Consider the following 25,799-nt stretch of genomic DNA (forward strand, 5'->3'; position numbering starts at 1 on the left):
GCCGACTTTGATTTGGCCTATTCTGCCGCCTGATGTCCTTTGGGCGTTGCCAGGGCTTCGTTCAGCGCCTTCTCCACTGCGGAGCGTGGTTTCGACAGGCCCGCCATCAGGTCATACAGAACAGGCGTCAGAAACAGCGTTAGAACCAGGGCGGAACTGAGCCCTCCTACAATGACCCAGCCAATCGCGATACGACTTTCCGCCCCGGCGCCACTGGCGATGACCAGAGGAACAGCGCCCAGAATGGTTGAAATGACTGTCATCACGATGGGGCGGAAGCGCAGGACTGAGGCTTCAATCACTGCGTCCCGCACAGATTTACCCTCATCGCGCAATTGGTTGGCAAATTCGACAATCAGGATGCCGTTCTTGGCCATCAGCCCAATCAGAAGAATGATCCCAATCTGGCTGTAGACATTCAATGACAGGCCGGCAAGTGTCAGCGAATAAATTGCGCCGGCTACGGCCAGGGGCACCGACAGCATGATGACCAATGGGTGAATGAAGCTTTCAAATTGAGCCGCCAGGACCAGAAAGACAATTAACAGCGCAATGGCGAATGTAACCAGAATATCCCCGGATGTATCCTTATAGGTGGCGGACTGTCCTGCATAGCCAAGCTTGGCGGAGTCGGGAAGTATTCTGGCGGCACCATCTTCCATATAAGTCAGCGCGTCTCCCAGTGTATAACCCGGGGCCAGCGCGGCCTGAATAGTGATAGAAGGCAATCGGTCAAACCGACGCAACTCTGCAGATGCAGCACCGGATTCTATGCCGACCAGAGAACTCAACGGGACCAGGGATTGACTACCCTGACCGGAATTGGGACTGCGAATGAAGATATTGGTCAGATCATTGGGAGTCCGGCGGTCCTCAAGGCGGGCCTGGGCGATCACCGGATATTCCCGACCGCGATCAATATAGGTGGTCAGTTCTTCTGACGCGAACATGATCTGTAATGTGGACGCGACCGTTTCGGCGCTGATGCCCAGATCATCCGCCTGAGCGCGATTGAGCGACAGGTTGAATTCCGGTTGGTTTTCTTCGAAGTCAATTTCCGGGTTGATCAGGCTATCATTGGCTTCGGCATGTTCCAGTAAGGCGGCCGCCCATTGTTTCACCTGCTCGAAATCGGGGCCGCCAACAACGACCCGCAGCGGGGATGAATTACCCCGCAGACCCAAGCCCGCCGGACTTGCCACGGCAGCACGGGCGCCCGGCAGGCCCAATGCAGCGGGCTGAACAGAACTGACGATTTTTGCCTGACTGTCTTCGCGCTCTTCCCAAGGGGCAAGGCGCAGCACGACGAAGGCCCGGTAAGGTCGATTGCCCCAGCCCACCAGGGAATACACGGTTGTGATATTGCCGTTATCGACCTGTGGCTGAAGTGCCTTTTCGATGATTTTCGCCTGCTCATCGGTATAGTTTACGGTTGCCCCTTGCGGCGCGGTGATTGGCACGAAGGCAACACCTCGGTCTTCCTGAGGAGCCAGTTCGCGCGGCAATTGTTCATACAATGCCAAGGATCCGGCAACGAAGACCAGGGATAGCGCGATGACAATCAGGGGGGCCCCAACGGCCCGCTGTAACAGAAATCGATAACTGCGCCCTATGGTCGATTGGGCCATGGCCGTATCACCATCCTGAGCCGTTTCAGACGAACGGGCCGACTTGCGCGCGGCGCGCAAAACGCGCGATGAAATCATCGGCACAAGGCTCAGGGCGACAAAGGTGGAAATCAACACAGCGGCGGCCATCACCATGCCAAATTCGCTAAACAGCCGTCCGACCTGTCCGCCCAGGAAGGAAATTGGAATAAAAACAGCAACCAATGTGATAGAGGTGGCCAATACCGCAAAGGTTACTTGCTTGGTGCCCCGCACCGCCGCAACCAGTGGGGTTTCCCCTTCATCAATACGGCGCTGGATATTCTCCAGCACCACAATGGCATCGTCGACAACCAGACCAATCGCCAGCAACAGTGCAAGCAGTGTCAGCACATTGATTGAAAATCCCATGACAGAGATCAGCGCAAAACAGCCAATCAGCGCGATGGGGATGGTAACGGCTGGAACCAGGGTTGAGCGAACAGAACGCAGGAACAGCAGGATCACCAGAATAACAAGAACCAATGACAGGCCAAGCGCGATCATCACTTCGCGTATGGAGGCGGCGATGAACAGGGCGTCATCGGACCCCACGATAATTGTCATCCCCTGCGGCAAAGAGTCGGCCAGGTTTGCGACTTCGGCCCGGATGGCGGTGGAAATCTCCATCGTATTGGCCTGGCTTTGGCGGATGACGGACAAGCCGACAGCAGGCTGGCCGTTGGCCCGGATAATGGTTTCATCATCCTCCACGCCAAGCTCTACTGTCGCAACGGAACTCAGGCGAACCGGATAACCGTCAACGGTGTCCAGAACGATGTTCTTGAATCCATCAACTGTTGAAAATCGTCCATCCAACCGGATATCGATCAGGCGTTGACTGGATTTAATCTCGCCCGCAGGCAGTTCGACATTGTTGCGGTTGATTGCCGCTTCAATGTCCCCAACCGTCAGGTTGCGGGCCGCCAATGCGCGCCGATCGATCCAGATGCGGATCGCATAGCGGCGTCCCCCCTGGATATCGACACTGGCAACACCGTCCAGAGTTGTCAGTCGATCCACAACGAAACGGTCGACATAATCGGTAATTTCCTCGGGCGTGTGATTGGTGGACGATACGGCCAGCCGCATTACGGGATCGGCATCGCTGTCATTCTTAACGATCTGAGGCTCGTCCGCACCATCTGGCAGGTTTCCCCGAACCCGCCCGACGGCGTCCCGGACGTCATTTGCCGCTTGATCGATATCCCGGCCTGTTTCGAACTCAATAACCGTTTGACTGCGCCCGCGGCGGCTTTGGGATGTTATCGTCTTCACACCAGAGACACCGGCAATAGAACTTTCCAGTATTTCCGTTATATCCGTATCGATAATCTGTGGAGTCGCCCCGGTATAGGTCGTCGTCACCGTCACGACGGCGGAATCGACATCGGGCAGTTCTCGCACCGGAATGGACATCAGCGAGGCAATGCCCGCCGTGATGATCAACAGGCTGGCAACGATGGCAAGGACAGGTCTGCGGATCGAAAGGTCGGAAAGGGTCATGTGCCAGTAGCCTCACTGGTTACCGTTTCCTGTCGTGCAGACTTTGGGGCCACCAGAGAGTTTTCCCGAACTTTCTGCACGCCACGTATAACGACATCCTCCCCCTGGGCCAATCCGCCCAATATCTCGACATATCCAATCGAGCGTCGCCCGATGCTGACATTGCGCCGTGAGGCCCGCAATCCATCATCACGCTGGGTAATGGCAAAAACATAGGATTGATTGCCATCCACAACGACGGCTTCTTCTGGGACTGTCAGAGTCTCATCCGCATCCAGGACGATGGATAGATGCATAAACATTCCCGCAGGTAGGGTACGATCTGGATTCGGGATAAATGCTCGGACCTGAAATGAGCGCGAGATCGGCGCGATACGGCTGTCCAACGAGAGAATTTCCGCATCGAATTTCCGACCTGGAAAGGCGGCCGCATTGGCTTCTACCTTTTGCCCGGGCGTGATGCGCCCGAACATGTCTTCCGACAGAAAGAATTCCACTTCAACAACGGACAAATCGTCCAGTATTGTGATCGTGTCGCCGGTTTCCACCTGGGCGCCAAGCTCTACATTCGAATAACCGACAACGCCTGCAAAGGGGGCCTTGACCGTTCGGTCTTGCAAGCGTCGAGTAGCGCGATCCCGCTCTGCCTGGGCTATGGCGACATTGGCGACCAGCGTGTCCACGGTCGCTTCGGCCACAGTATTGGACTTACGCAATGTCTCGGCGCGTTTCAGGGCGCTGAGTGCGTCTTTCAGTCTGGCTTGCGCTTCAATCAGATCGGCCCGTTCGATTTCGTCATCCAACCGCAAAAGGGTCTCGCCTGCCTCGACAGATTGTCCTGCTTTAAAGGCGACTTCGACGACACGACCATCGGCAAAGGGTTTGATCTCAACGGTGCGTTTCGCCCGCGTCGACCCTACTGCTTCGATGGTGGTTTCCATCGGGCGCATGATAACGGGGGCGGTTTCGACGGGGATTACTCTGGCAGCGGACCGGTTTGGCGCGGCATCGGATTTCGCCAATTTCTGATCGTAGTGTTGCCAGCCTTCATAACCGCCTAATGCGATGGCGCCGATGGCGATCAAAATCATAATCTGCTTTGCAGGCGACATGTCTGATTAAATCCAATCCAAAAACAATGTGGGTCACATTGGCGCTGTCTCGCATGTTCTACTTAGATCAAATTCGTGAGCCTGCCAGTTTGAACATAAGCCAATGTTACAAATGACGTTTCATATCCCTGAACCCGTCGCAATGCTATGAATAAATTACGTTTCCGTCCGTATCACGGGCAATCCGCCTCAATTTCGGGGAAATGTGCCCGTCCAGGCAGATCAGGGAATGCCGGATTTCTAGGTGATGTTCTACCGATTGGCGGGACGGATATGCGCCAACGCGAATTTCACAATGGGCAGAAGGATCAGGATCAGGGCCACAATGGTAATTGGCCCTGCAATCGGGCGTGTGAAAAAGATGCTGAAATCCCCATCAGAGAATAACAGGGATTGTCGCAGCTTCGGTTCTGCAATTGGACCCAGAACGATGGCCAGAACCGCCGGTGCCAAAGGATAGTCCAGCTTGCGCAGTAACAAGGCCCCGAACCCAAAGAGGACCATCAGCCAGACATCAAACATATCCTGATAGGCCGCAAAGGTCCCGATCAGCGACAGCACAAATATTACCGGGGCCAGGATTGTGAAGGGCATTCTCAACATCCACACGAAGACGGGAATGAAGGCTAGGTTAACCAGCACCGCGATCACATTCGAAATATAGAAAGATCCGATCAGGGGCCAAACAAAGTCCGGCTGGCTGGAGAACAGTAACGGCCCTGGCTGCAATCCCCAGATTACCATTCCTGCCAGCAACACGGCCGTGGTGGGAGAGCCTGGGATGCCAAGCGTCATCATCGGCAGCATGGCACCGGTCGAGGCCGCATTATTCGCAGATTCAGGCGCTGATATTCCATCGGGATTCCCTTTGCCAAAGGATTTTGGATCTCGCGCGGTCAGTTTGGCAACGCCATAGGCCATCAGGGAGCCAGGGGTCGCACCCGCCGCAGGCAGCAACCCGACGAAGAAACCCAGAAAGGAGCCAATCGCCGTACCGCGCCAGGCGCTGGCAAATTCTCTACAGGCGGCAATAAGCCCCTGACGCGTGATTTTCACATAGCTCATCGCCGAATGGGATTGGGACGCCATCATCGTCCACATCATCTCTCCAATGCCATAGACACCGATGGCCAGCACCAGAAAGCGGATGCCGTGACTGAAACCGGAAATGTCGAAAAAGACCAGACGCGGTTCCCCCGACACGATGTCAAAGCCAACCGAGGCCAGAACCAGGCCGAAGCAGATCGAAAAGATCGTTTTGGGAATGTCGTCGCCCCCCAGTCCTATGAATGTCGCGAATGCCAGGAGCATGAGTGCGAAAATTTCCGGATCACCGAATTTCAGGGCAACGCTGGCAAGCGGTGGGGCGAATGCGGTGAACAGAATATTGGAGATCGTTCCCCCGACGAAGGATGCTAGGGCGGCAATTACCAATGCCCGGTCGGCCCGTCCCGCCAGCGCCATTGGTCGACCGTCAAAGGTTGTCGCCACGGCGGTCGATGCGCCTGGAATACCCAACGTGATAGAGGATATGGCACCACCATACATGGCCCCGTAATAGATTGCCGCCAGAAAGATCATGGGGGAGGTCGCTGAACCGGTAAATTCCTGAATAACAAAGGTGAATGGCAATAGAATTGCAACGCCATTGACTGACCCAAGCCCGGGCATGGCGCCGACAAACAATCCGACCATGACGCCCGCAATGGCCAGGCCAAGATTTGTGGGCTGCATTGCCGCGCCAATTCCGTCAATCAGGGCTAACAGGATATCCATGATGCAGTCTCCAATCCGGGCGGCTCAAATCGGTCGCCGGGATCAACGGTATTACAGGAACAGGTCGTATAGCGGCAGGAACAAGGGTTCCAGGTATCCCTTTGGCAGCACGATACGCATCGCGATATCAAAGAAGAAGAAGCTGAAGACCGGAATCGCGGTGGAAATGATCAGCGTTGGAATCAGGCGATGCCGCCCCAATCCCCCGATGAAATAGATCATGAAAACAAAGATTGCCCCGTAGAATCCGATAATGCCAATCAGGATCAGGAATCCCAGCAAACCACCCCCAACCAGCAGAAATGTGCGCTTTGCATGGCGGTCCAGAAAGGGTTCTTCGGATTGAGACGGGGGGGATTTTCGCAGATGCCAGTTAATCCCGATCCAGATCGAACATAGCAACATGATCAGGGACAGCCAGAAGGGCCAGAAGCCACTGCCCGGTCCCTCGTCCAGGATCAGGCCGATATTGTCAAACCGGGCGACATCCGGGTCCCAACCCGGTCCTTCCCCACTTTTCCACATAAAATACAGAGAGAGTAGCCCCAGGAAAAAGGCCGTCACGATTTCAGCTCGCCTCATAACCTGGCGCTCCTCTCTCAGTTTAACGGTGATGTGTGTTGGATTATTTGATGGCGCCGGAAGCCTTCAGGATCGCTTCATGCCGCACCAGCTGTTCTGACCAATATTTACTCAGGTTATCACCAGCCATGAAACTGCCCATCAGCGATTGCTTGGTCTTATAGGTCTGCCAGTCAGCCGTATCATAGGCCTTCTTGAACAGCTCCGTGTAATAGGCCAGGGCTTCTTTGGACATTCCCGGCGGCCCAACGACTGCGCGTTGCATCGAATAGACGAAGTCTCCGCCCACTTCTTTTAGCGTCGGGACCTCCGGGAACAGGGGCAATCGTTCCGCTGTGAACGCAACCAGCGGAATCAGATCCCCTGATTGATAGAAGCCCAATGCCTCGGACGGGTTGTTTACCGAAGACGTGATCTGACGACCGGCCAGTTGCTTGGCAACCTCTCCGCCACCCTTATAGGGGACATATTTGATCTGAAGATCGTAATTGTTGTTCAGATAGTCTGTGATGATTTCATCTTCTGCGGCCTTGCCGGTGCCGCCCATCACCCATCCACGACCGCGGTCTTTGGCAGCGGTAACAAACTCTTCGAAGGTTTTGATACCTTCATCCTTGTGAACCCATAGCAGGAATGTGTCTTCCGCCATGCGACCAACCGGCGCGAATTTCATGATATCGACGCCCAGGCCCGGTTGCCGCAATGGGGTCGTGAAAAAGGAATTCAGTGTCACCATGACCGTATGGTCCGGGTCCGATACGCTGTTCATATAGGTTAAGGCTTCCGCACCGGATCCGCCGGGCTTGTTTACCGGTATCAGCGGGCGCGATGCCAGATTTTCCTTTTCAATAATGGATTGGATCAAGCGGGCCATCTTGTCGGCCCCACCGCCCTGTCCGGCCATAATTACAAATTCCACAGGTTTGTCCGGCTCAAAGGCAAGGGCTGGTCCCGTGACGACGGAAAATGAAAGTGCTAAAGCCCCGGCCGTGTTCAGAAATGAACGCATGTGCTTGTTCATGGTTTCCTCCGTTTCAATCAAACAATCCGAACCGGCGTATCCGGTGTTGGATCGGGTGCCAATTTTTGGTCTACCCTGATGCCATGCCGCTATCGTTGTGATGAATTCCTGGAATGAATGGGATTAATCACCAGACATTGGAGTCGATAGGGGTATAAACATGAAACGTAATTTACATACAAATTCACATGAGTCTACGAAATAAAATTATTAAATATCGTTTTATTATTTCCATTAATTTCGTATGGTTATTCATGGTTGAGTTTTTTCACTTGATTTTCAATCCTCTGCCCGGTTTCTTTCAGTATGCGGTTGGCTTGAGGGAGTGATGCCTTTTTCTATACTGACATCCGGTCGCAGGACTGTTGCCTGATCTCTGCCACGGGACCATAACAACAGGATCAAACGAGACAGATCGAAACAATCGATCAAGGGAGGAAGAACAGATGGATGTGACAGGGCGGGTATTTGATTTATTGGGGCAGGGGGCGGACGATGCGGCGGCGCTGGTAGCACCGGGGCGCACTGATATGACCTTTAGGGCCTTGCGACAGCATTGCGCGCGCATCCGTCGGCAATTGGCGGCGCGCGATATCGGGCCAGGGGATCGGGTTGCCATCGTATTGCCCAATGGACCGGAAATGGCCAGTGCCTTCTTTGCGGTTGCCTCTGGCCTGTCTGCGGCGCCCCTTAATCCCGCATATAAAGAGTCTGAATATGCCTTTTATCTGGAAGATTTGAAGCCAAAACTGGTGATCGTTGCCCAGGATAGTGACAATCCAGTCCGGGCTGCGGCTGGATCGCTGAATATTCCTGTCGCTGAGGCCCTGGTTGGGCCGGAAGACCCTGCGGGTGCCTTCACCCTGTGGGCGGAAGAGGCCGATGACACCGCGCCAGGTCCGATGGATGAGGCCCTGGTGCTGCACACATCGGGCACGACGTCGCGCCCTAAAGTCGTGCCACTGACCCAGGCCAACCTATTCGCCTCCGCCAGCAATATTGCCAGCACCTTGGCCCTGACACCGGCGGATCATTGCCTGAATATTATGCCCTTGTTTCATATCCATGGCCTGATCGCGGTGGTCCTGTCTTCCATCAAGGCTGGGGCGTCTGTCTGCTGTACGCCAGGCTTTAACGCCCTGAAGTTTTTCGACCTTGCGGTTGCTGAAAAGCCGACCTGGTATTCAGGCGTTCCAACCATGCATCAGACCATTTTGCTGCGGGCGAAGCGCAATCCTGAGGCCTTGTCCCAGGTGAAGTTCCGCTTTGTGCGCTCGTCCTCTGCATCCCTGCCGCCTGCCGTATTCAATGAATTGGTGGAAACCTTTGGCTGCCCGGTTATCGAAGCTTATGGCATGACAGAGGCGACGCATCAGATGGCCTCTAACCCGCTGCCACCGGGCAAGCAGAAGCCGGGTTTCGTTGGTCTGCCAGCCGGGCCGGAAATCTGCATACTGGACATGGGTGGAAAGAAACAGCCTGCCGGCACGGTGGGCGAAGTTTGTATTCGCGGTGCCAATGTCACGCCCGGCTATGAGAATAATGACAAGGCGAATGCGGAAAGCTTCACCGATGGCTGGTTCCGCACCGGCGATCAAGGCTATCTGGATGATGAGGGTTATCTGAAGATCACCGGGCGGATAAAGGAGATCATCAATCGCGGGGGAGAGAAAGTATCGCCCCTGGAGGTGGATGATGTCTTTATGGAACATCCTGGAATCCAACAGATCGTGACCTTCGCCATGCCCCATAAAATGCTGGGCGAGGAAGTCGCCGCTGCCGTCGTTCTGGCGGAAGGGGTCACAGTGACGGAAAAGGACTTGAAGGAATATGCCGCTGATCTTCTGGCCCCCTTCAAAATCCCGAAGAAGTTTGTTTTCTTAGACGAAATCCCTAAAGGCGCGACCGGTAAGATGCAGCGCATCGGCCTGGCAGAAAAACTGGGCCTGGGAGAGGCATAATGACCAAGGTTTGTATCTATGGTGCCGGCGCGATCGGTGGATTGATGGCCGCGGCTTTAAGCGAGGCCGGGGCGGATGTGTCCCTGGTCGCGCGCGGCCCACATCTGGCGGCGATCCAGGACAAGGGAATGATCCTGCGCAAGGATGGTCAGGAGACGACCTATAAAATCAAAGCCAGCGGTAATCCCGCCGATTTGGGTCAGCAGGATTATGTCATCGTGACGTTAAAGGCCCATTCCGTCCCGGCGATCGTGGATCAGTTCACGCCCTTGCTGGGGCCGGAAACGGCAATTGTGCCTGCCGTGAACGGGCTTCCCTGGTGGTATTTCTATAAGGCGGATACCGGGACCGTTTTGGATGACAATCCGCTTGAGACAGTCGATCCGGGGGCTGCCCAATGGAAAGCATTCGGGCCGCAACGCGCCATTGGCTGTGTCGTGTATCCGGCTGCGGATGTGCCGGAACCCGGCGTGATAGAGCATAAATATGGCAATCGGTTTTCCTTAGGCGAGCCGGATGGCAGCCAGTCGGAGAGGCTGGAACGCTTGTCCAACCTGTTTATCAAGGGCGGATTGAAGGCCCCCCGCAAAGGGCGCTTGCGCGATGAGCTTTGGATCAAGCTATGGGGCAATTGTTCGTTTAATCCGGTTTCCGCCCTGACCGGGGCCAGCCTGGATCAGATCGGGGCAAATGCGGCCTGTACCGACGTCGTGCGTCGCATGATGCTGGAATGCAAGGCAGTGGGGGAAGCTGTCGGCGCGCGCTTTGCCGTTGATGTCGAGCGCCGGATTGAAGGCGGGACGGAAATCATCGGGCACAAGCCTTCCACCCGGCAGGATGTGGAGAAAGGGCGCCCAATGGAGTTGGACGCCCTGACGTCAACGGTTCTGGAACTGGCGCGCAAGCTGGACATCCCGACCCCAACCCTGGATGCCGTTGCCGCCCTGGTGCGGATGCAGGGCTCCGTGCTGGGCCTATATCAGCATAACGAAGCCCTGGAATCCCTAATTTTCAAGCGATGACGGTTGATCCGGCACGATGGGGCGTGGCGGCGTTGGGCTGGTGCCATCCCAGATATAGACATCGACAATACACTGATTTTTACCCGACATTTCTGCCGCAATGTTGAAGCGTTGCCCGCCGGATGTGTCGGCATTGCTGATGGCCGACAAGCTGGGGTCCAATGTGTCGTAACAACTGCTTACAAAGCTCTCCAGCCGTCCTTGTCGCTGACCTTGCTGCAGCATGAAAGAGGCATAAGAGGTTAACCAGCCCTTGGGAATGTTTGGCGGATACTTCTGGAAGGGTTCCCATAATGGCTGGATACCGGGCATGTTGAGCAAACTCCCATAGACGGGCGTGGCTTTTGCGAAGATCGTATCTCCCCCTTCATTCTTTGAAACCAGTGCATAGATTTCAAACAGCATCAATTCCCGAGCCAGGGCGTCGTCGCTGCCATCATTGATTTCAATGAAGAAAGCGTTCCCCGTTACAATGCGGGTCGAGCCTTCATAGGCGCAGACTTCAACCTCACCATTCTGGGGTATCTCAGGATTTGGTGGGTTGAGGGAAATGTCCATGTCCTGGGGGAAATTTGGAACAACAAAACATTTTGTCGATCCCAAACAGGTCCAATAGGGGTGAATTTCAAAGTTGCTGGTACGATTGTAGATGCTGGTTTGGAGTGTTTTTGGCTCTTTCGTGTTGGAAAATAGAGTCGAAAGATCCTTCATCAGTTGATCATAGGCTTCATTTCCATCGATTTCGACGTTGACTGGCATCAGAACCTCCCTGTTATGTTGTTTTTGATGGATACAACATTTTAAAGTAGAGTCATGACGGTTGCATTATAATTTTTTGATATGTTTTGGATAGTACAGAAAATACAGCCGGGAATAGATCACGAACACGCTCTGGTGGCCGCAATCTAAAAAGGGGGCGAGATGTTAGGGGTCAGCTTGCCTGTGCTGATCCTATTTGCCTGAAAGGGCAGGGCTAAAGCGCATCAGGCATAAGATCTCGAACAGAATTTGGGCACCGACCTGGGCAGTATTGGTGGTGCTGTCATATTGCGGGGCGACCTCGACCACATCGCCACCGATGATATTCAATCCGGCCAGCCCGCGCAGCATGGTCATCGCTTCCCGGCTGGTCAGGCCCCCGATTTCCGGCGTGCCAGTCCCGGGTGCGAAGGCCGGGTCCAGACAATCGACGTCAAAGGTGACATAGATCGGGCCATCCCCGACTACGTCCCGTGCTTTCTTGATCACGGCGGCGGGGCCCATCTCGGCGACATCTTCGGCATGGATCACGGTCATCCCGGAATCGACCGAAAACTCCCACAGATACTCAGCCGGTCCCCGGATTCCGATCTGAATGCAGCGTTCCGGATCCAGCACCCCTTCCAGCACAGCCTCCCTAAACGGGCCACCGTGATGGAATTTAGAATTGTCGAATTCACCGCCGGTATCGCAATGGGCATCGAAATGGATCATCCCGATTGGGGCATCCTTGCCGATGGCTTTCATGATCGGCAGTGTTACGGAATGGTCGCCGCCGATAGACAGGGGAATAATCCCAGCGGCAACAATTTTTGCCAGATAGTCTTCGATATCCTCGTGACAGGAATTCAGGCTGAAGCGGCTTCGGAACGGCACGTCGCCGATATCCGCAACCCGCAATTCCGATACGGGCGCACATTTCAGGACGTGGTTATAGGGGCCGATCCGCTCAATCGTGCGCACGGCGCGGGGACCGAATCGCGCGCCTGGGCGGTTGGTGACACCCAGATCCATCGGCACGCCGACCATGGCGACCTGCAGATCCCCAAAATCCGGTGATTTCGGATTAACTTCATGCCAGGGCGCATCCAGAAAAGTGGAGACTCCGGCAAATGGTGCCTGGCGCGTGCCCGCATCATCAAAGATCGTAGCGGCCACTTTCTTGAAATCCGGATCATGAAAGGCTTCTGCGGAGTCGGACCGGTATTTCTGGCGAAGACGATCAAGATTGGACATGTTCATAATGGCGGCCTCTTCCGGCGGTTCATGCAATGGGTAAATCGGCGTGGTCGCAATTCAGCCTGTCGGGACTTCAGAAATCAAGCATCTTCCTTGCCCGCCAGGATTGGTTTGGCAAACTGCAGTTCCGCCAGATGCTTATACAGGGGGCTGGTGGTCATCAGCTCGTCATGGGTGCCTGTTGCAACGATGCGCCCCTCTTCAATAACCGCGATCCGGTCCGCATTGATAACGGTCGCCAGTCGATGGGCGATGATCAGTGTCGTGCGGCCCTGCATCAAACGCTCCAATCCGGTCTGGACCTGGCGCTCATTCTCAGAATCCAGGGCACTGGTTGCCTCGTCCAGCAATAAGACCGACGGATTGCGCAATACCGCACGGGCGATGGAGACGCGTTGCTTCTGGCCGCCGGACAGTCGCAATCCCTTTTCCCCCAGAAATGTGTCATACCCTTCGGGCAGGGCGGTGATAAAGTCATGGGCGGCGGCATCTCGGGCGGCCTGCATCACGTCATCATCCCCGGCTTCTGGGCGGCCATAGCGAATGTTTTCCCTGCCCGATGTGCCAAAGATCACAGGGTCCTGTGGTACCAGCGCCATGCGCTGACGCAGCGCCTGAGGGTCAGTCTGGGACAAATCCACACCGTCCAGCAGGATATGGCCATCCTGCGGGTCATAGAATCGAAGCAGCAGTTGGAAGACGGTGCTTTTGCCGGCCCCCGATGGACCAACAAGGGCAACGCTTTGGCCCGGTTCGATGGTCAGGGAGAAATTCTTCAGCGCCGCGGATTTTGGACGAGACGGGTATTTGAAAGTCACATTATCGAATACGACCCGCCCTTGCGGTGGTTCGGGCAGGGCGATGGGGCTGGCGGGGGGCTTGATCTGCGGTTCCGCTTCCAGCAATTCAACCAACCGTTCCGTTGCGCCCGCTGCGCGCTGTAATTCGCCATAGACTTCTGAAATAATACCAACGGAAAAGGCGACGACCGTGGCGTAAAAGACAAAGGCTGCCAATTCGCCGCCTGTGATCGCGCCCTGCATCACATCATTGCCCCCGACCCACAGAATGACGCCGATGGAGGCAAAAACCAGCAATATCACAACAGCCGTCAGAACACCGCGCAGCTGTGTGCGCTGGATCGCCGTATCAAAAGCATTCCGGACTTCATCGCCAAAGCGGCGACGGTCAACACCTTCATGGGTGAAGGCCTGAACCGTTCGGATGGCGTTCAGATTTTCTTCGGCAAAGGAACCGACATCGGCAATTCGATCCTGACTGTGCCGCGACAGGACACGCACACGCCGCCCTATGGTCATGATCGGGATCACGACGATTGGCACGACCAGCAGGACCAGCGCGGTCAGCTTGGCATTGGTGATCACCATCATGCCAATACCCCCAACCAGCATCAGCGCATTGCGCAAGGCCATAGAGGCACTGGATCCAATGATGGATTGCAGCAAGGCGGTGTCTGTCGTCAGCCGGGACAGGATCTCCCCCGTTTTGGTGATCTCAAAAAAGGCAGGGTCAAGACGCAATACGCGGTCGAATACGGCATTGCGCAGGTCCGCCACAACCCGTTCACCCAGCCAGGTGACCATATAGAACCGAAAGTAACCGCCAACCGCCATGACAATGGACAGGCCCAAAAGCGCCAAAAGCGATTTGTTCAACGCATCTGGGTCGCCACTGGAAAAACCGCCATCAATCAGCACACGCACGCCTTGACCTAATGCCAGAACCGATCCGGCCGTAATTGCCAAGGCGGTCAGGGCGTAAAACACCTGTTTTTTGTAGGGTTTTAGAAATCCAAGGGTGCGCCGCAGGACTTTCATATCACGTCCCTTGGGACGCTCTGGTCCTTGCGGGGAAAACCGGCCACCTGCTGCTCTTGCCACGATTCAACCTATCTTCTTATTCGACCTTAATTGGCGACACCTAACGCCCCTTCGACCATAAAATCAAAGCTTCTGGAGCATCATGCGCTCGCATGAGCTCAAACAAGATACGCATCATGCGCTCGCATGAGCTCAAACAAGATACGCATCATGCGCTCGCATGAGCTCGAACAAGATACGCATCATGCGCTCGCATGAGCTCAAACAAGATACACTAAAGCCTGGGATGGATGCGCCGCGACAATATAGCCAGTCCGATTAAGATAATGGTCAGAACCAGATAAACGACCTGAATATCGAAAAAAATTAACAATACTGAGAAAATTGCGGCATGGATCAGTTCTGCAATATCGCGATAGGTGGTAAAGGCCGGGGTCATTTCCGTCCGTCGACTGGGGCGGCATGCCCGAAAGAAAAGAGAATTTCCATAGCTGTCATTCGCCGACATTGCCAGGGCAGCGCATAACAGCCCCGCCGCGCCGATGATCGGCATGCTGACAAAGGCGCAGGCCACGGCACACCCGGCTGCACCAATTGTAAAGCAGGCCATCGCCATGCGCCGGATACCAATGTGTCGGGCTATTCTGCCCCAGAATGGCATGGCCAACATACCAAATGTACCCAGGGATAACAGGGCACCGGCGACAACTTCGCCCATTCCCGTCTTTACCGCATAGATTGGTGTGTACAGAAAAAAGCACATCCAGAAAAAGGCCCGGCCGGTGGCGTTGATCCAGGCATGCAACAATCGCTTTTGCCGCATGAATTCACCCAGATGGCCCAGGACATTGCGAAAAGCACGATTCTTCGTTGGTCGGACACCAGGCGCAGATTTGAATCGCAGCAGCCAGAATACCGCCATCAGGGTCAGCATCGATGCCGCAGAAAAGTAGTAGGGGGCCGCATGAGAGACATAGCGTGCCAGCAAGACGCCAATCATGGGCCCGATGATCCATCCGACCCCAAGCGCCAGCATTCGAATCGGCTCGGATCGGCCCAGATCGCCGCGCCTTACATAATCCATGACAAACAAATTTAAGCAGATGCTGACCAGCCCGACACCCAGGGCGCGCAGGATAAAGCCCAGAACCTGGACATCTGCGATATTCAGTGAAAACAGAATCGCCGAAAGGGCGCCAACACTGCAAAAAACACTCAGCAGGGCCGGTCGGCCGAACCGACTGGCCAGGGCAGGGGCGGCCAGCGCTGAGGGAATCGCCACGGCGGAGGCCGCCAGAACGCAAAAGCTGACCGCTTCATCCGAACCCAACAGCCGAACTGTATCGATGGGCAGAACCGCCGATGCTGTTCCTCGTGCAACAGCTTCAAGTCCATATAAAAAAGCCAGAGTTTCTGCACCGGGCGCTTTAATGCGCCGCAGCCATACAGCATCGGAACCAATCGCCACCGTATCCCCCGCAAACTTCAAATCAACCTGGAAACCACCCCAATTTCGAATTTCAGTGTGATCCTTTATGGATGATGGTGAAAGCCCCCTGTTTTTTTGCCCTTTGGAACCCCCACTTTACCTGTGTTTCTGCGGATTTTATGCGTTGCAGCAATTTTAGCGGAAAAACCATGCCTGAGTCTTGTTGCACGGGTCGGACCCTTATGCTAAATCCCGCTCGGACTTGGGGCGTACTGTTACCAAAAAGGCTATTTGCTGCTGGTTTCGGTGTTTCCCGTCGGATTTCAGTCTGAACTGTCTCTGTTGCATGTATGCGGTGGGGGATGACAGGGAAGACTGAAATCGTTGGACGTGACTGCAACGAATTTTTTTTAGGGGGTTTCCCAGCCGTGGCAGCCAAAGGTGGCGTGAATGAAATCGCCGATCGTTACGCGAAAGCGCTGTTCGATCTGGCCGATGAAAACAAACAACTGGATGTCGTTGCGGATGACCTTCGCACGCTCAGTTCTCTTATAGACAGTTCAGACGACTTGCGGCGCATGGTGCGCAGCCCCGTTATTTCCCGCGCTGATCAAGGTGCGGCAATGGGGGCTGTTGCCGAAAAGGCCAAGCTGAGTGATCTGACCACCCGGTTCGTGGCCTATGCTGCGGCAAGCCGGCGTCTGGCTGCGATCAAACCAATTGCACAGGCTTATCTGACCGAATTGGCCAAGCGCCGCGGTGAGGTTAGCGCTGAAGTCTCCTCTGCAAAGCCGCTCAGCAAAGAGCAGGTGGCGGCCGTGGAAGAGGCGTTGAAGAAAGCTGTGGGCGGCAAAATCGCCGTCTCGCAAAAAGTGGACCCGTCGTTGATCGGCGGTCTTATTGTCAAAGTCGGCAGTCGGATGATCGACACGTCGGTCGCGTCACAACTGCAGCGCTTGAAGCTTGCGATGAAGGGAGCTTAAAGAGATGGAACTCCGGGCCGCAGAAATTTCTGCAATCCTCAAAGACCAGATCAAGAATTTCGGTGCCGAAGCCGATGTTGCTGAAGTCGGGCAAGTGATTTCCGTCGGTGACGGCGTTGCGCGCGTGTACGGCTTGGACAATGTCCAATCCGGGGAAATGGTTGAATTTCCTGGTGGCGTGAAGGGCATGGCCCTGAACCTTGAAACCGACAATGTCGGTGTCGTGATTTTCGGCAGTGACCGCGCCATTAAAGAAGGCGACACGGTTAAGCGCACAGGGTCCATCGTGGACGTGCCTGTCGGCAAGGGGCTGTTGGGCCGTGTTGTCGATGGTCTGGGTAATCCAATTGATGGCAAGGGGCCGATCGACTCGACAGAGCGCGCCCTGGCTGAATTGAAAGCCCCTGGCATTATCCCGCGTAAATCCGTGCACGAGCCGGTTCAAACCGGACTGAAGGCGCTGGACGCCCTGGTGCCGATTGGCCGTGGTCAGCGCGAATTGGTCATTGGGGACCGCCAGACCGGTAAGACGGCGGTGATCGTCGATACCATTCTGAATCAGAAGCCGACCAATGCGGGCGATGATGATACGAAGAAACTCTTCTGTATCTATGTTGCTATCGGTCAAAAACGCTCCACGGTTGCGCAGGTCGTTAAGACCCTGACGGATCTGGGCGCCATGGAATACACCATCGTTGTGGCCGCAACGGCGTCGGATCCTGCGCCTTTGCAGTTCCTGGCACCGTATACCGGTTGCGCAATGGGTGAATATTTCCGTGACAACGGCATGCATGCGGTCATTTTCTATGACGATCTGTCCAAGCAGGCGACTGCCTATCGTCAGATGTCGCTGTTGCTGCGCCGCCCGCCAGGCCGTGAAGCCTATCCGGGGGATGTGTTCTATATTCACTCCCGTTTGCTGGAACGCGCCGCAAAGATGGGCGATGCGCATGGCGCTGGTTCTTTGACCGCTCTGCCGGTTATTGAAACCCAGGCAAATGACGTGTCGGCCTATATTCCAACCAACGTGATTTCGATCACGGACGGTCAGATCTTCCTGGAAACCAGCCTGTTCTATAAAGGGGTTCGCCCGGCTATTAACGTCGGTCTGTCGGTTAGCCGCGTTGGTTCCGCCGCCCAGACTAAGGCGATGAAGAAGGTTTCCGGCTCGATCAAACTGGAATTGGCCCAGTATCGTGAGATGGAAGCTTTTGCTCAGTTCGCGTCGGATTTGGATGCCTCGACCCGCCAGTTGCTGGCCCGTGGTGCCCGTCTGACAGAATTGCTGAAACAGCCTCAGTATTCACCGCTGAAAGTGTCTGAGCAGGTTCTGTCCATCTATGCCGGTACCAAGGGCTATCTGGACAAAATCCCGGTTGGGGATGTGAATCGCTTTGAATCCAAGCTGTTGGATCATGCACGGGCGGAACACAAGAAGCTCCTGGACAAGATCGACTCGACCGGTGTTCTGGATGAAGACACGGAAAAGGCTATCGTCGCCCTGTTGGACGCTTTTGTGAAAACATACGCGTAAGGATTAAGGCGCTCGCTCAGGGCAGGCCTCGGCCTGACCTGGAAACGACACTGCAGGTATCGGGATAAGACATGCCGTCTCTTAAGGACTTAAAGACACGCATTTCTAGCGTTCAGTCGACCCGCCGCATCACTTCAGCGATGAAGATGGTGGCTGCGGCGAAACTGAAACGTGGTCAGGAATCGGCTGAAGCCGCACGCCCCTTTGCAGAGCGTATGGAGCGGATGCTGGGATCGCTGGCTGATGGCGTGTCCAAAGAGGGTGCACCAAAACTGTTGGCCGGAACCGGGGATGACAAGACCCATTTGCTGGTCGTCATCACCTCCGACCGCGGTTTGTGCGGTGGTTTCAACGGCTCAATCGTTCGTGCGGTAAAGCGCCGGATCGTTGAACTGACGGACCAGGGCAAAACGGTGAAGGTGATTGCGGTTGGTCGCAAGGGGGTATCCCTGTTGCGTCGCGATCATCGGGACAAGCTGGTTGCCACGTTCGAAGAACTGGTGAAACCCTACCCGGCATTCGAGCAAGCAGACGAAATCGTCGCGAAGGTCGTTGAGATGTTCGAGGCCGGTGAATTCGATGTTTGCACCCTGTATTACAATAAGTTCATTTCCGCGCTGACTCAGGAAGTCACACCGTTGCAGCTGATCCCGTTCACATCGGTCGGTAAGAAAGATGATGATGAACAGGATGCGGGCATCGGTGACTCTCAATATGAGTTTGAGCCGGATGAAGAAGCTATCCTGGAAGCCTTGTTGCCTAAGAACCTTGCGGTTCAGGTTTACCGTAGCTTGCTGGAAAGCTTTGCCTCCGAACAAGGGGCGCGGATGACCGCTATGGACAATGCGACTCGGAATGCAGGCGATATGATTAACTCGCTCAGCATTACCTATAACCGCGCACGCCAGGCTATGATTACTAAAGAACTGATCGAAATCATCTCGGGCGCTGAGGCGCTCTAACAGACTAGAAGTCCGAGACAGGAGCACGACATGAGCAAGACTACCGGTAAGATCACGCAGGTTCTGGGTGCCGTCGTCGACGTTGCCTTTGACGGTGACCTGCCCGCGATTTTGAACGCGGTAACGACCAAAATTGGCGATCGTACGCTGGTGCTGGAAGTCGCGCAGCATCTGGGTGAAAAAACGGTGCGCACCATCGCCATGGACACGACTGAAGGTCTGGTTCGTGGTCAGGAAGTGCTGGATACCGGCGATTCCATTCAGGTGCCGGTTGGTCCCGAAACGCTGGGTCGTATCATGAATGTGATTGGCGAGCCGGTAGATGAGCGTGGCCCGATCGGCAATAAGATGACTTACCCGATCCACCGCGAAGCCCCGGCCTATGTCGATCAGGCAACCGAAACGGAACAGCTGGTCACCGGGATTAAGGTTGTGGACCTGCTGACCCCCTATCCAAAGGGTGGTAAGATCGGTCTGTTCGGCGGTGCCGGCGTGGGCAAGACCGTGTTGATCATGGAATTGATCAACAACATCGCTAAAGGCCACGGTGGTTATTCTGTTTTCGCCGGCGTCGGGGAACGGACCCGTGAAGGGAATGACCTGTACCACGAAATGATGGAATCAGGCGTTATCGACCTGGAAGGCGACTCGAAAGTGGCGCTGGTCTATGGTCAGATGAACGAACCTCCTGGGGCCCGTGCCCGTGTGGCGTTGACTGGTCTGACTCAGGCGGAATATTTCCGTGATGAAGAAGGCCAGGACGTGCTGTTCTTCGTGGATAACATCTTCCGCTTTACGCAGGCTGGCTCGGAAGTGTCCGCGCTGTTGGGGCGTATTCCGTCCGCTGTGGGCTATCAGCCTACTCTGGGGACCGACATGGGCGCGATGCAGGAACGCATCACCTCTACCCATAAGGGATCGATCACCTCGGTCCAGGCTGTCTATGTGCCTGCTGATGACTTGACCGATCCGGCGCCTGCTACGACCTTCGCTCACTTGGATGCGACCACCGTGTTGTCTCGTTCCATTGCAGAGCTTGGGATTTATCCGGCCGTGGATCCGTTGGACTCTACCTCGCGCATTCTGGATGCCGCGACCGTTGGCGAACAGCATTACCGTGTTGCTCGTCGCGTACAGGAAACCCTGCAGCAGTATAAGGGTCTGCAGGAAATCATCGCGATCTTGGGCATGGACGAATTGTCGGAAGAAGACAAACTGACCGTCGCGCGCGCCCGTAAAATCCAGCGCTTCCTGTCCCAGCCGTTCCACGTTGCGGAAGTCTTCACCGGCTCCCCTGGTAAATTCGTTGAACTGGCCGACACGATCAAAGGGTTCGAGGCGATTGTGAACGGTGAATATGACGATCTGCCGGAATCGGCCTTCTACATGGTTGGCACGATCGAAGAGGCTGTTGAGAAAGCGAAGAAAATGGCGGCTGCTGCAGCCTAATCGCTGCTTTAACTCAGACGCTCTTTTTACCGCAGAGGAAGTGAAGATATGTCGGACAAGGTGACCTTCGAACTCGTCTCCCCAGAGAAGCTGCTTTTCTCTGGTGAGGTCGATATGGTGGTGCTGCCTGCCGCTGAGGGGGATATGGGTATCCTCCCCGGACATGCACCGGTTATCACCACAATTCGTCCAGGCACGATCTGCATTTTCAATGGCAACACTGTTGAAAAGCGCTTGTTCGTCGCTGGTGGCTTTCTGGAGGTAACACCGGAACGCTGCACGGTTCTTGCAGATACCGCGACACCGGTGGAAGATATTGATGTTTCCGCCGCTCAGCAGATGGTTAAAGATTGCACCGACGATGTCGGGGCTGCTAAGGATGAGGATGCACAGGCCAAGGCGCGTCTGGCATTGGCAACCGCCGAAGCGAAACTCCAGGCTGCGCAAAGCCCCGCTTACAAGTAATTTGGTGGCACAATCATCTGGAAACAGCCCGCAGTCTTGCGGGCTGTTTTCGTTTCAGCGTAGTGTCGGCAGATGAAAATCAAAACCGCTCGTCTCTATCGCCAGAATCAGCCCTTTGCGGATGGCCCCTATATTTGTCGGGGCCAGACCGAGGATGGATTTGATAGCTGCATCGTCGCCCTGGAAGCAGAGGATGGGACGATTGGCTGGGGGGAGGCCGCGCCGCTTGGAGCCTTTTATGCAGAGGCCTTTCCAGAAGCAATGCGGGCAGGGATTCAGCGGTTGTTGCCGGTCACTATCGGTCTTTCCGCGACAGCCCCCGGCAGGCTGGCGGATGCCCTGAACCATGCCATGTTGGGACAGCCCGCCGTAAAGTCTGCCATTGATATGGCGGCCTGGGATCTGGCGGCGCGGGTCATGAAGTACCCGCTGAGTGACTTGCTGGGCGGCGCCGATGGTGAGTCTGTGCCCCTTTATCGCTCAATCGGTCAGGCGGATCCAGATGCTATGGCCCGCAAGGCCAAGGATTATGTGACGCGTGGATATCGACGCCTGCAGGTAAAGGTTGGCGCTGATCCTTTAGAGGATGTCGAACGACTGAAGGCCGTGCGTGCCGCTGTACCGGACGATGTGCCGTTATATGCTGATGCCAATGGTGGCTGGTTACTGGAAGACGGGCTGCGGTTTGTCGATCACACGCGCGATATTGATTATTGGTTGGAACAGCCTTGTATGTCCTATGCGGATAATCACACGATTGCGCGGCGCTGCGGCAAGCCCATGGTGCTGGATGAAGGACTGGTGACGCTGGACGACCTGTTGCGTGCCCATCAGGATGGTGTGATTTCCGGCGCGACCCTTAAGATTGCCCGGATCGGGGGCATAGGTCCCACCCGATTGATGCGCGATGTCGCCGTCTCTCTGGGCCTGAAAGTCACAATCGAAGATACGGGCGGCAGCACGATCAACACCGCCGCCACCGCCCATATGATGTTGTCCACCCCCAAAACGCATCGCGCCCATACTGTTGATTTCATGAACTGGGTCACAGTACAGAACGCAACGGGGATGCCAGCGACTGTGGATGGAATGTTGTTTGGACCGCCTGGGCCGGGACTGGGCGTCACGGTGGATATGGCGGCACTGGGCGCGCCGGTTTTTTAATCAGTGTCGTTTGAGGCAGACGGAAGCCATTAACCTAGAATGGTAAGTGTATGCATTATTAAGGTTTACATGCTATCAATTATCATATGTCCTAAGGACATATGATAATTGATAGCAGTTAACATATGTTATGTCGAGTCTATTGACGGTTTGGAAAATGTTGATATAATTACTTCGTAGCAAGAACCTTATGTCCTCAGGACATAAGGTTCTTGCTACGATATAGTGAGCAATAGATATGAATAAATCTCTTGTACCGTTTCAACGTCGAAAAGACATGACCCAACTCAGCGAGGCTTTGATGCATCGTTTGAATAAGTCGGGTTACTCTTTAATATCTAACTATAATTTCTTTCATCTCTTGTTGGAATTCTATCAGGCAGGGAACGTTAAGTACTTAAGGAGCAATTGGCCAAGTAAGGCGTCGTTCAATAGAGTACGTGCAATTCTTCAAAGTGAAGGTGTGATTCGCAAAGATCAAGACTATGCGGGATGTTGGCGTATCCTTGCTGTTCCGGAAGCCTCCGCCGACGAAATTGTGTGTTTTATTGATCCGTACTGTTACATTTCACATTACTCGGCAATGCAACGCTATGGCTTGACCAACCGTCGCCCGGAGACGCTGACCGTCACCGTGCCTGCAACAAAAATGGTTCGCCAAAGTCTTAAAGAGAAAATGAGACTGGACTATGGCGATGCGCTTGAGATTTCAAATTTGTACAAGGAACCTGCGCAGATAGTACGGCATCCTAGTGTCGTAAGAGGACGTAAGGTGGCGCCTTTTGCTACTGTGACTTATGGTGATTGGCGGAAGATAAAAGGTACGCCGTCTAGAATTGGCACAATCGGTCAGACCTTTCTGGACATGTTAGACCAGCCGGATCGCTGCGGAGGCACACATCACATTCTTTCCGTATGGGAGGGACATGCGAAGACCTATCTCGATGAGATCATCGACAGCGTTACGGGTGCGCCAAAATCCATCCATAAAGTGCGTGCCGGCTATATATTAGAGGAAAGGCTCGGAGTTTCCGATTCGAGAGTCGCCGCATGGCAAAAATTTGCGCAGCGAGGCGGCAGTCGGGTTCTTGATCCTAGTCGTGCTTATGTTGATCGATATTCTGCAAAATGGATGATATCGATCAATGTCGACTGAACCGGATTACGAAGAAAGCATAGTCGTGAATGTCGGTGATTGGGTCGAACGTGCAAAGACGGATCCAGTCGCCTATTTAGAGCGTCAAGCGACAGAGTTGTTTCTTGCGACGCTGGCGACAATCGAACCGTATCGTACCAGTACATTTCTAAAAGGTGGGATTCTTATGGGGGTGGTTTACGAAAGCCATCGCCAGACGGGTGATATTGATCTGACAACGATACTGGAGCCTAAGCAAGGCGTGGCGGAAGAATTCACCCAGGCATTAAATGACGCATTTCCGCATGTATCGGCCGAAATAGGATATCCTGACCTAATGTGTCGCGTGCAATCGCACAAATATTTTCCCAGGGGAGAGGCATTTCCAAAGAATGACGGTCCAGCCATCAAACTAGGGATTGGCTATGCGAAACGGGGTTCAAATCAGGAGAGGCTCTTCCATCTGGGCCGTTCTCCGGATAAGCTGGAGGTCGATATCAGCTTTCGAGAACCAATTTGCGCCGTCCGAATCATAAAGATGGCGCCGGATGAGTATTTGTTTCGGGCCTATTCGCTTTCCGATCTTATCGCTGAGAAAATCCGCGCTTTGTTGCAACAAGAGAGCCGCAATCGATACCGGCGGCAGGATTTCTATGACCTCAGCATTTTAATCAATCAATCGACCTTTAATGACCCTGAAAGAAAGCAAGTTTACGAAACTCTACTTAAGAAATGTCATGCCCGGGATATCGAGCCGACAAGAAGCTCATTGACGCAGCCAGAAGTACGTCGCAGAGCGGAGCGAGATTGGAACACGATGCGGCTTGAAATTGGTGATTTGCCAATGTTCGACATGTGCTTCGCAGTTGTTGTCACCTTTTATGAAAGCCTACCGTGGCCCGACTAGCTATTCGCAACCCCTGGAATGGAGTGCAGGTGCCCGCAGTGCCACGGCTATACCCTCACTATTCCTTCACGATCATTTCGCGGGGATAGGAGGTCAGGCATTCTGCCGGGCCGCTTTCTTTGATCAGGATGCTTTCGGTGATTTCCAGGCCCCAGCTTTCCATCCACAGGCCGGGCATGAAATGGAACGTCATGCCGGGTTTTAATTCGGTCTGGTCGGTTTCGCGGAAGCTGATGGTGCGTTCGCCCCAATCGGGGGGATAGCTGATGCCGATCGCATAGCCGCAGCGGGCTGAGCGTTCGATCTTGCCCTTGCGCAATTCTTCCGCCAGAGCATGGGCGATATCACAGGCACGGTTGCCTGCCACCGCCGCCTCAATACCCGCCTGCAATCCGTCCAGCAGGGACTTTTCCGCATCAATGATATGCTGTGGCGGCTTACCCAGAAAAACCGTGCGACTGAGCGGGGTGTGATAGCGTTTATAGCAGCCTGCAATCTCAAAAAAAGTGCCAGCGCCTGTTTCCATTGGCGCATCATCCCAGGTCAGATGGGGGGCTGCGGCATTCGGGCCGGTCGGCAATAGGGGCACGATGGCGGGATAGTCGCCGCCATATTCTGGCGTCCCTTCAATGCCGGTATGAAAAATATCGGCCACAATATCGCACTTGCGGATGCCGGGTTCCATCTTTGCCGCGATCACGCCATGCATGCGATCCACGATCTTCGCGGCCTTGCGCATATACTCGATTTCAGTTTCCGATTTGATGCCGCGCTGCCAATTCACCAATCCTGTCGTGTCGACAAATTTTGCATTGGGCAGGTGTTGTTGCAGGGACTGAAACGCCTTGGCGGAGAAATAGTAATTGTCCATCTCAATGCCGATGCGCAACGACCCCCAACCCCGCTCTTCGATAATGCCCGACAGTTGATCCATCGGGTGGCGTTCTGTCGATTGCACATAAATGTCGGGATAGGACAGGACGTAATCGTCGCTCATGTAAACCGTTCGGTAGGCACCGTTGGCATCCTGATTGCGCCCCCACCAGATTGGCAGCCCGTCCGGCGGTACCAGAACCCCCTGGTGAACATAGAACGACCAGCCGTCATATCCGGTCAACCAGGACATGTTTGATGGGTCTGTTACCCACAGAAGATCAACGCCTTTCGCCTCCATGGCCTTGCGGGTCTTGGCCAAGCGCGTGGCATATTCAGCGGCAGAGAAGGGTAGATCGGTTCCCGGCATATAGTGCTCCTTTACCAAAGGGGTGAGGACGGAACTGTGCATTGACTTGTGACGCGTGACAAG

At 54.7% G+C, this 25,799-nt stretch carries 20 protein-coding genes; 10 read left to right on the top strand and 10 right to left on the bottom strand.

What is annotated here, in order from left to right; all coding sequences use genetic code 11:
• Nucleotides 1-17: 17 nt before the first annotated feature.
• From ACOSDM_RS01075 to ACOSDM_RS01095, 5 genes are all read right to left on the bottom strand, one after another.
• Complete coding sequence (locus ACOSDM_RS01075) at nt 18-3,152, bottom strand: efflux RND transporter permease subunit (protein WP_420722616.1); 3,135 nt, start codon at nt 3,150-3,152, stop codon at nt 18-20.
• Nucleotides 3,149-4,264: an efflux RND transporter periplasmic adaptor subunit gene (locus ACOSDM_RS01080; protein ID WP_420722617.1), complete on the bottom strand. Its 1,116-nt coding sequence runs from the start codon at nt 4,262-4,264 to the stop codon at nt 3,149-3,151. Before ACOSDM_RS01080 ends, ACOSDM_RS01075 begins: the two co-directional genes overlap by 4 nt.
• Nucleotides 4,265-4,516: 252 nt before the next feature.
• On the bottom strand, nt 4,517-6,040 hold the full coding sequence (locus tag ACOSDM_RS01085) for a tripartite tricarboxylate transporter permease (RefSeq protein WP_420722618.1): 1,524 nt from the start codon (nt 6,038-6,040) through the stop codon (nt 4,517-4,519).
• A 51-nt stretch (nt 6,041-6,091) separates the two neighbouring features.
• On the bottom strand, nt 6,092-6,622 hold the full coding sequence (locus tag ACOSDM_RS01090; RefSeq protein WP_420722619.1) for a tripartite tricarboxylate transporter TctB family protein: 531 nt from the start codon (nt 6,620-6,622) through the stop codon (nt 6,092-6,094).
• 43 nt (nt 6,623-6,665) lie between these two features.
• On the bottom strand, nt 6,666-7,643 hold the full coding sequence (locus tag ACOSDM_RS01095; RefSeq protein ID WP_420722620.1) for a Bug family tripartite tricarboxylate transporter substrate binding protein: 978 nt from the start codon (nt 7,641-7,643) through the stop codon (nt 6,666-6,668).
• Between the two features lie 446 nt (nt 7,644-8,089).
• Between ACOSDM_RS01095 and ACOSDM_RS01100 the strand changes: the two genes are divergently transcribed.
• Nucleotides 8,090-9,604 (top strand): acyl--CoA ligase, encoded by a 1,515-nt coding sequence (locus ACOSDM_RS01100; RefSeq protein ID WP_420722621.1) that lies wholly within the window; start codon nt 8,090-8,092, stop codon nt 9,602-9,604.
• Nucleotides 9,604-10,626 (top strand): 2-dehydropantoate 2-reductase, encoded by a 1,023-nt coding sequence (locus ACOSDM_RS01105; protein ID WP_420722622.1) that lies wholly within the window; start codon nt 9,604-9,606, stop codon nt 10,624-10,626. Before ACOSDM_RS01100 ends, ACOSDM_RS01105 begins: the two co-directional genes overlap by 1 nt.
• Here ACOSDM_RS01105 and ACOSDM_RS01110 read toward each other — a convergent pair.
• The 4 genes from ACOSDM_RS01110 to ACOSDM_RS01125 form a co-directional block, all read right to left on the bottom strand.
• On the bottom strand, nt 10,609-11,385 hold the full coding sequence (locus ACOSDM_RS01110; RefSeq protein ID WP_420722623.1) for a hypothetical protein: 777 nt from the start codon (nt 11,383-11,385) through the stop codon (nt 10,609-10,611). The two genes, ACOSDM_RS01105 and ACOSDM_RS01110, sit on opposite strands and share 18 nt — an antisense overlap.
• Before the next feature lie 192 nt (nt 11,386-11,577).
• A complete protein-coding gene (speB, locus tag ACOSDM_RS01115) occupies nt 11,578-12,627 on the bottom strand; it encodes an agmatinase (protein ID WP_420722624.1) in 1,050 nt (349 codons plus the stop codon).
• Between the two features lie 77 nt (nt 12,628-12,704).
• Nucleotides 12,705-14,462, bottom strand: coding sequence for an ABC transporter transmembrane domain-containing protein (locus tag ACOSDM_RS01120; protein ID WP_420722625.1), 1,758 nt, complete (start codon nt 14,460-14,462; stop codon nt 12,705-12,707).
• 277 nt (nt 14,463-14,739) lie between these two features.
• The gene (locus tag ACOSDM_RS01125) at nt 14,740-15,933 is read right to left on the bottom strand and encodes an MFS transporter (RefSeq protein ID WP_420722626.1); all 1,194 of its coding nucleotides are present in this window, start codon (nt 15,931-15,933) and stop codon (nt 14,740-14,742) included.
• A 389-nt stretch (nt 15,934-16,322) separates the two neighbouring features.
• Between ACOSDM_RS01125 and ACOSDM_RS01130 the strand changes: the two genes are divergently transcribed.
• The 8 genes from ACOSDM_RS01130 to ACOSDM_RS01165 all read left to right on the top strand — a co-directional run bounded on the left by ACOSDM_RS01130 (nt 16,323) and on the right by ACOSDM_RS01165 (nt 24,493).
• Nucleotides 16,323-16,877 (top strand): F0F1 ATP synthase subunit delta, encoded by a 555-nt coding sequence (locus ACOSDM_RS01130; RefSeq protein ID WP_420722627.1) that lies wholly within the window; start codon nt 16,323-16,325, stop codon nt 16,875-16,877.
• Nucleotides 16,878-16,881: 4 nt separating this feature from the next.
• Nucleotides 16,882-18,411, top strand: a complete 1,530-nt coding sequence (gene atpA / locus ACOSDM_RS01135; RefSeq protein WP_420722628.1) for a F0F1 ATP synthase subunit alpha — start codon at nt 16,882-16,884, stop codon at nt 18,409-18,411.
• Between the two features lie 71 nt (nt 18,412-18,482).
• Entirely contained in the window at nt 18,483-19,373 is an 891-nt protein-coding gene (locus ACOSDM_RS01140) for a F0F1 ATP synthase subunit gamma (protein ID WP_420722629.1), read from the top strand.
• A gap of 30 nt (nt 19,374-19,403) precedes the next feature.
• On the top strand, nt 19,404-20,822 hold the full coding sequence (gene atpD / locus ACOSDM_RS01145) for a F0F1 ATP synthase subunit beta (protein WP_420722630.1): 1,419 nt from the start codon (nt 19,404-19,406) through the stop codon (nt 20,820-20,822).
• 48 nt (nt 20,823-20,870) lie between these two features.
• The gene (locus ACOSDM_RS01150; protein WP_420722631.1) at nt 20,871-21,287 is read left to right on the top strand and encodes a F0F1 ATP synthase subunit epsilon; all 417 of its coding nucleotides are present in this window, start codon (nt 20,871-20,873) and stop codon (nt 21,285-21,287) included.
• A 72-nt stretch (nt 21,288-21,359) separates the two neighbouring features.
• Nucleotides 21,360-22,451: a mandelate racemase/muconate lactonizing enzyme family protein gene (locus ACOSDM_RS01155; protein ID WP_420722632.1), complete on the top strand. Its 1,092-nt coding sequence runs from the start codon at nt 21,360-21,362 to the stop codon at nt 22,449-22,451.
• Between the two features lie 238 nt (nt 22,452-22,689).
• Nucleotides 22,690-23,607: a type IV toxin-antitoxin system AbiEi family antitoxin domain-containing protein gene (locus tag ACOSDM_RS01160; RefSeq protein WP_420722633.1), complete on the top strand. Its 918-nt coding sequence runs from the start codon at nt 22,690-22,692 to the stop codon at nt 23,605-23,607.
• Complete coding sequence (locus tag ACOSDM_RS01165; RefSeq protein ID WP_420722634.1) at nt 23,597-24,493, top strand: nucleotidyl transferase AbiEii/AbiGii toxin family protein; 897 nt, start codon at nt 23,597-23,599, stop codon at nt 24,491-24,493. Before ACOSDM_RS01160 ends, ACOSDM_RS01165 begins: the two co-directional genes overlap by 11 nt.
• A gap of 58 nt (nt 24,494-24,551) precedes the next feature.
• Here the strand turns inward: ACOSDM_RS01165 and doeA are convergent, their stop codons facing one another.
• Nucleotides 24,552-25,736, bottom strand: a complete 1,185-nt coding sequence (doeA, locus tag ACOSDM_RS01170) for an ectoine hydrolase DoeA (protein ID WP_420722635.1) — start codon at nt 25,734-25,736, stop codon at nt 24,552-24,554.
• Nucleotides 25,737-25,799 lie beyond the last annotated feature (63 nt).

Origin of the sequence: Hwanghaeella sp. LZ110 (assembly GCF_048892525.1) — a bacterium.
Classification (GTDB): domain Bacteria; phylum Pseudomonadota; class Alphaproteobacteria; order UBA8366; family Aestuariispiraceae; genus Pacificispira.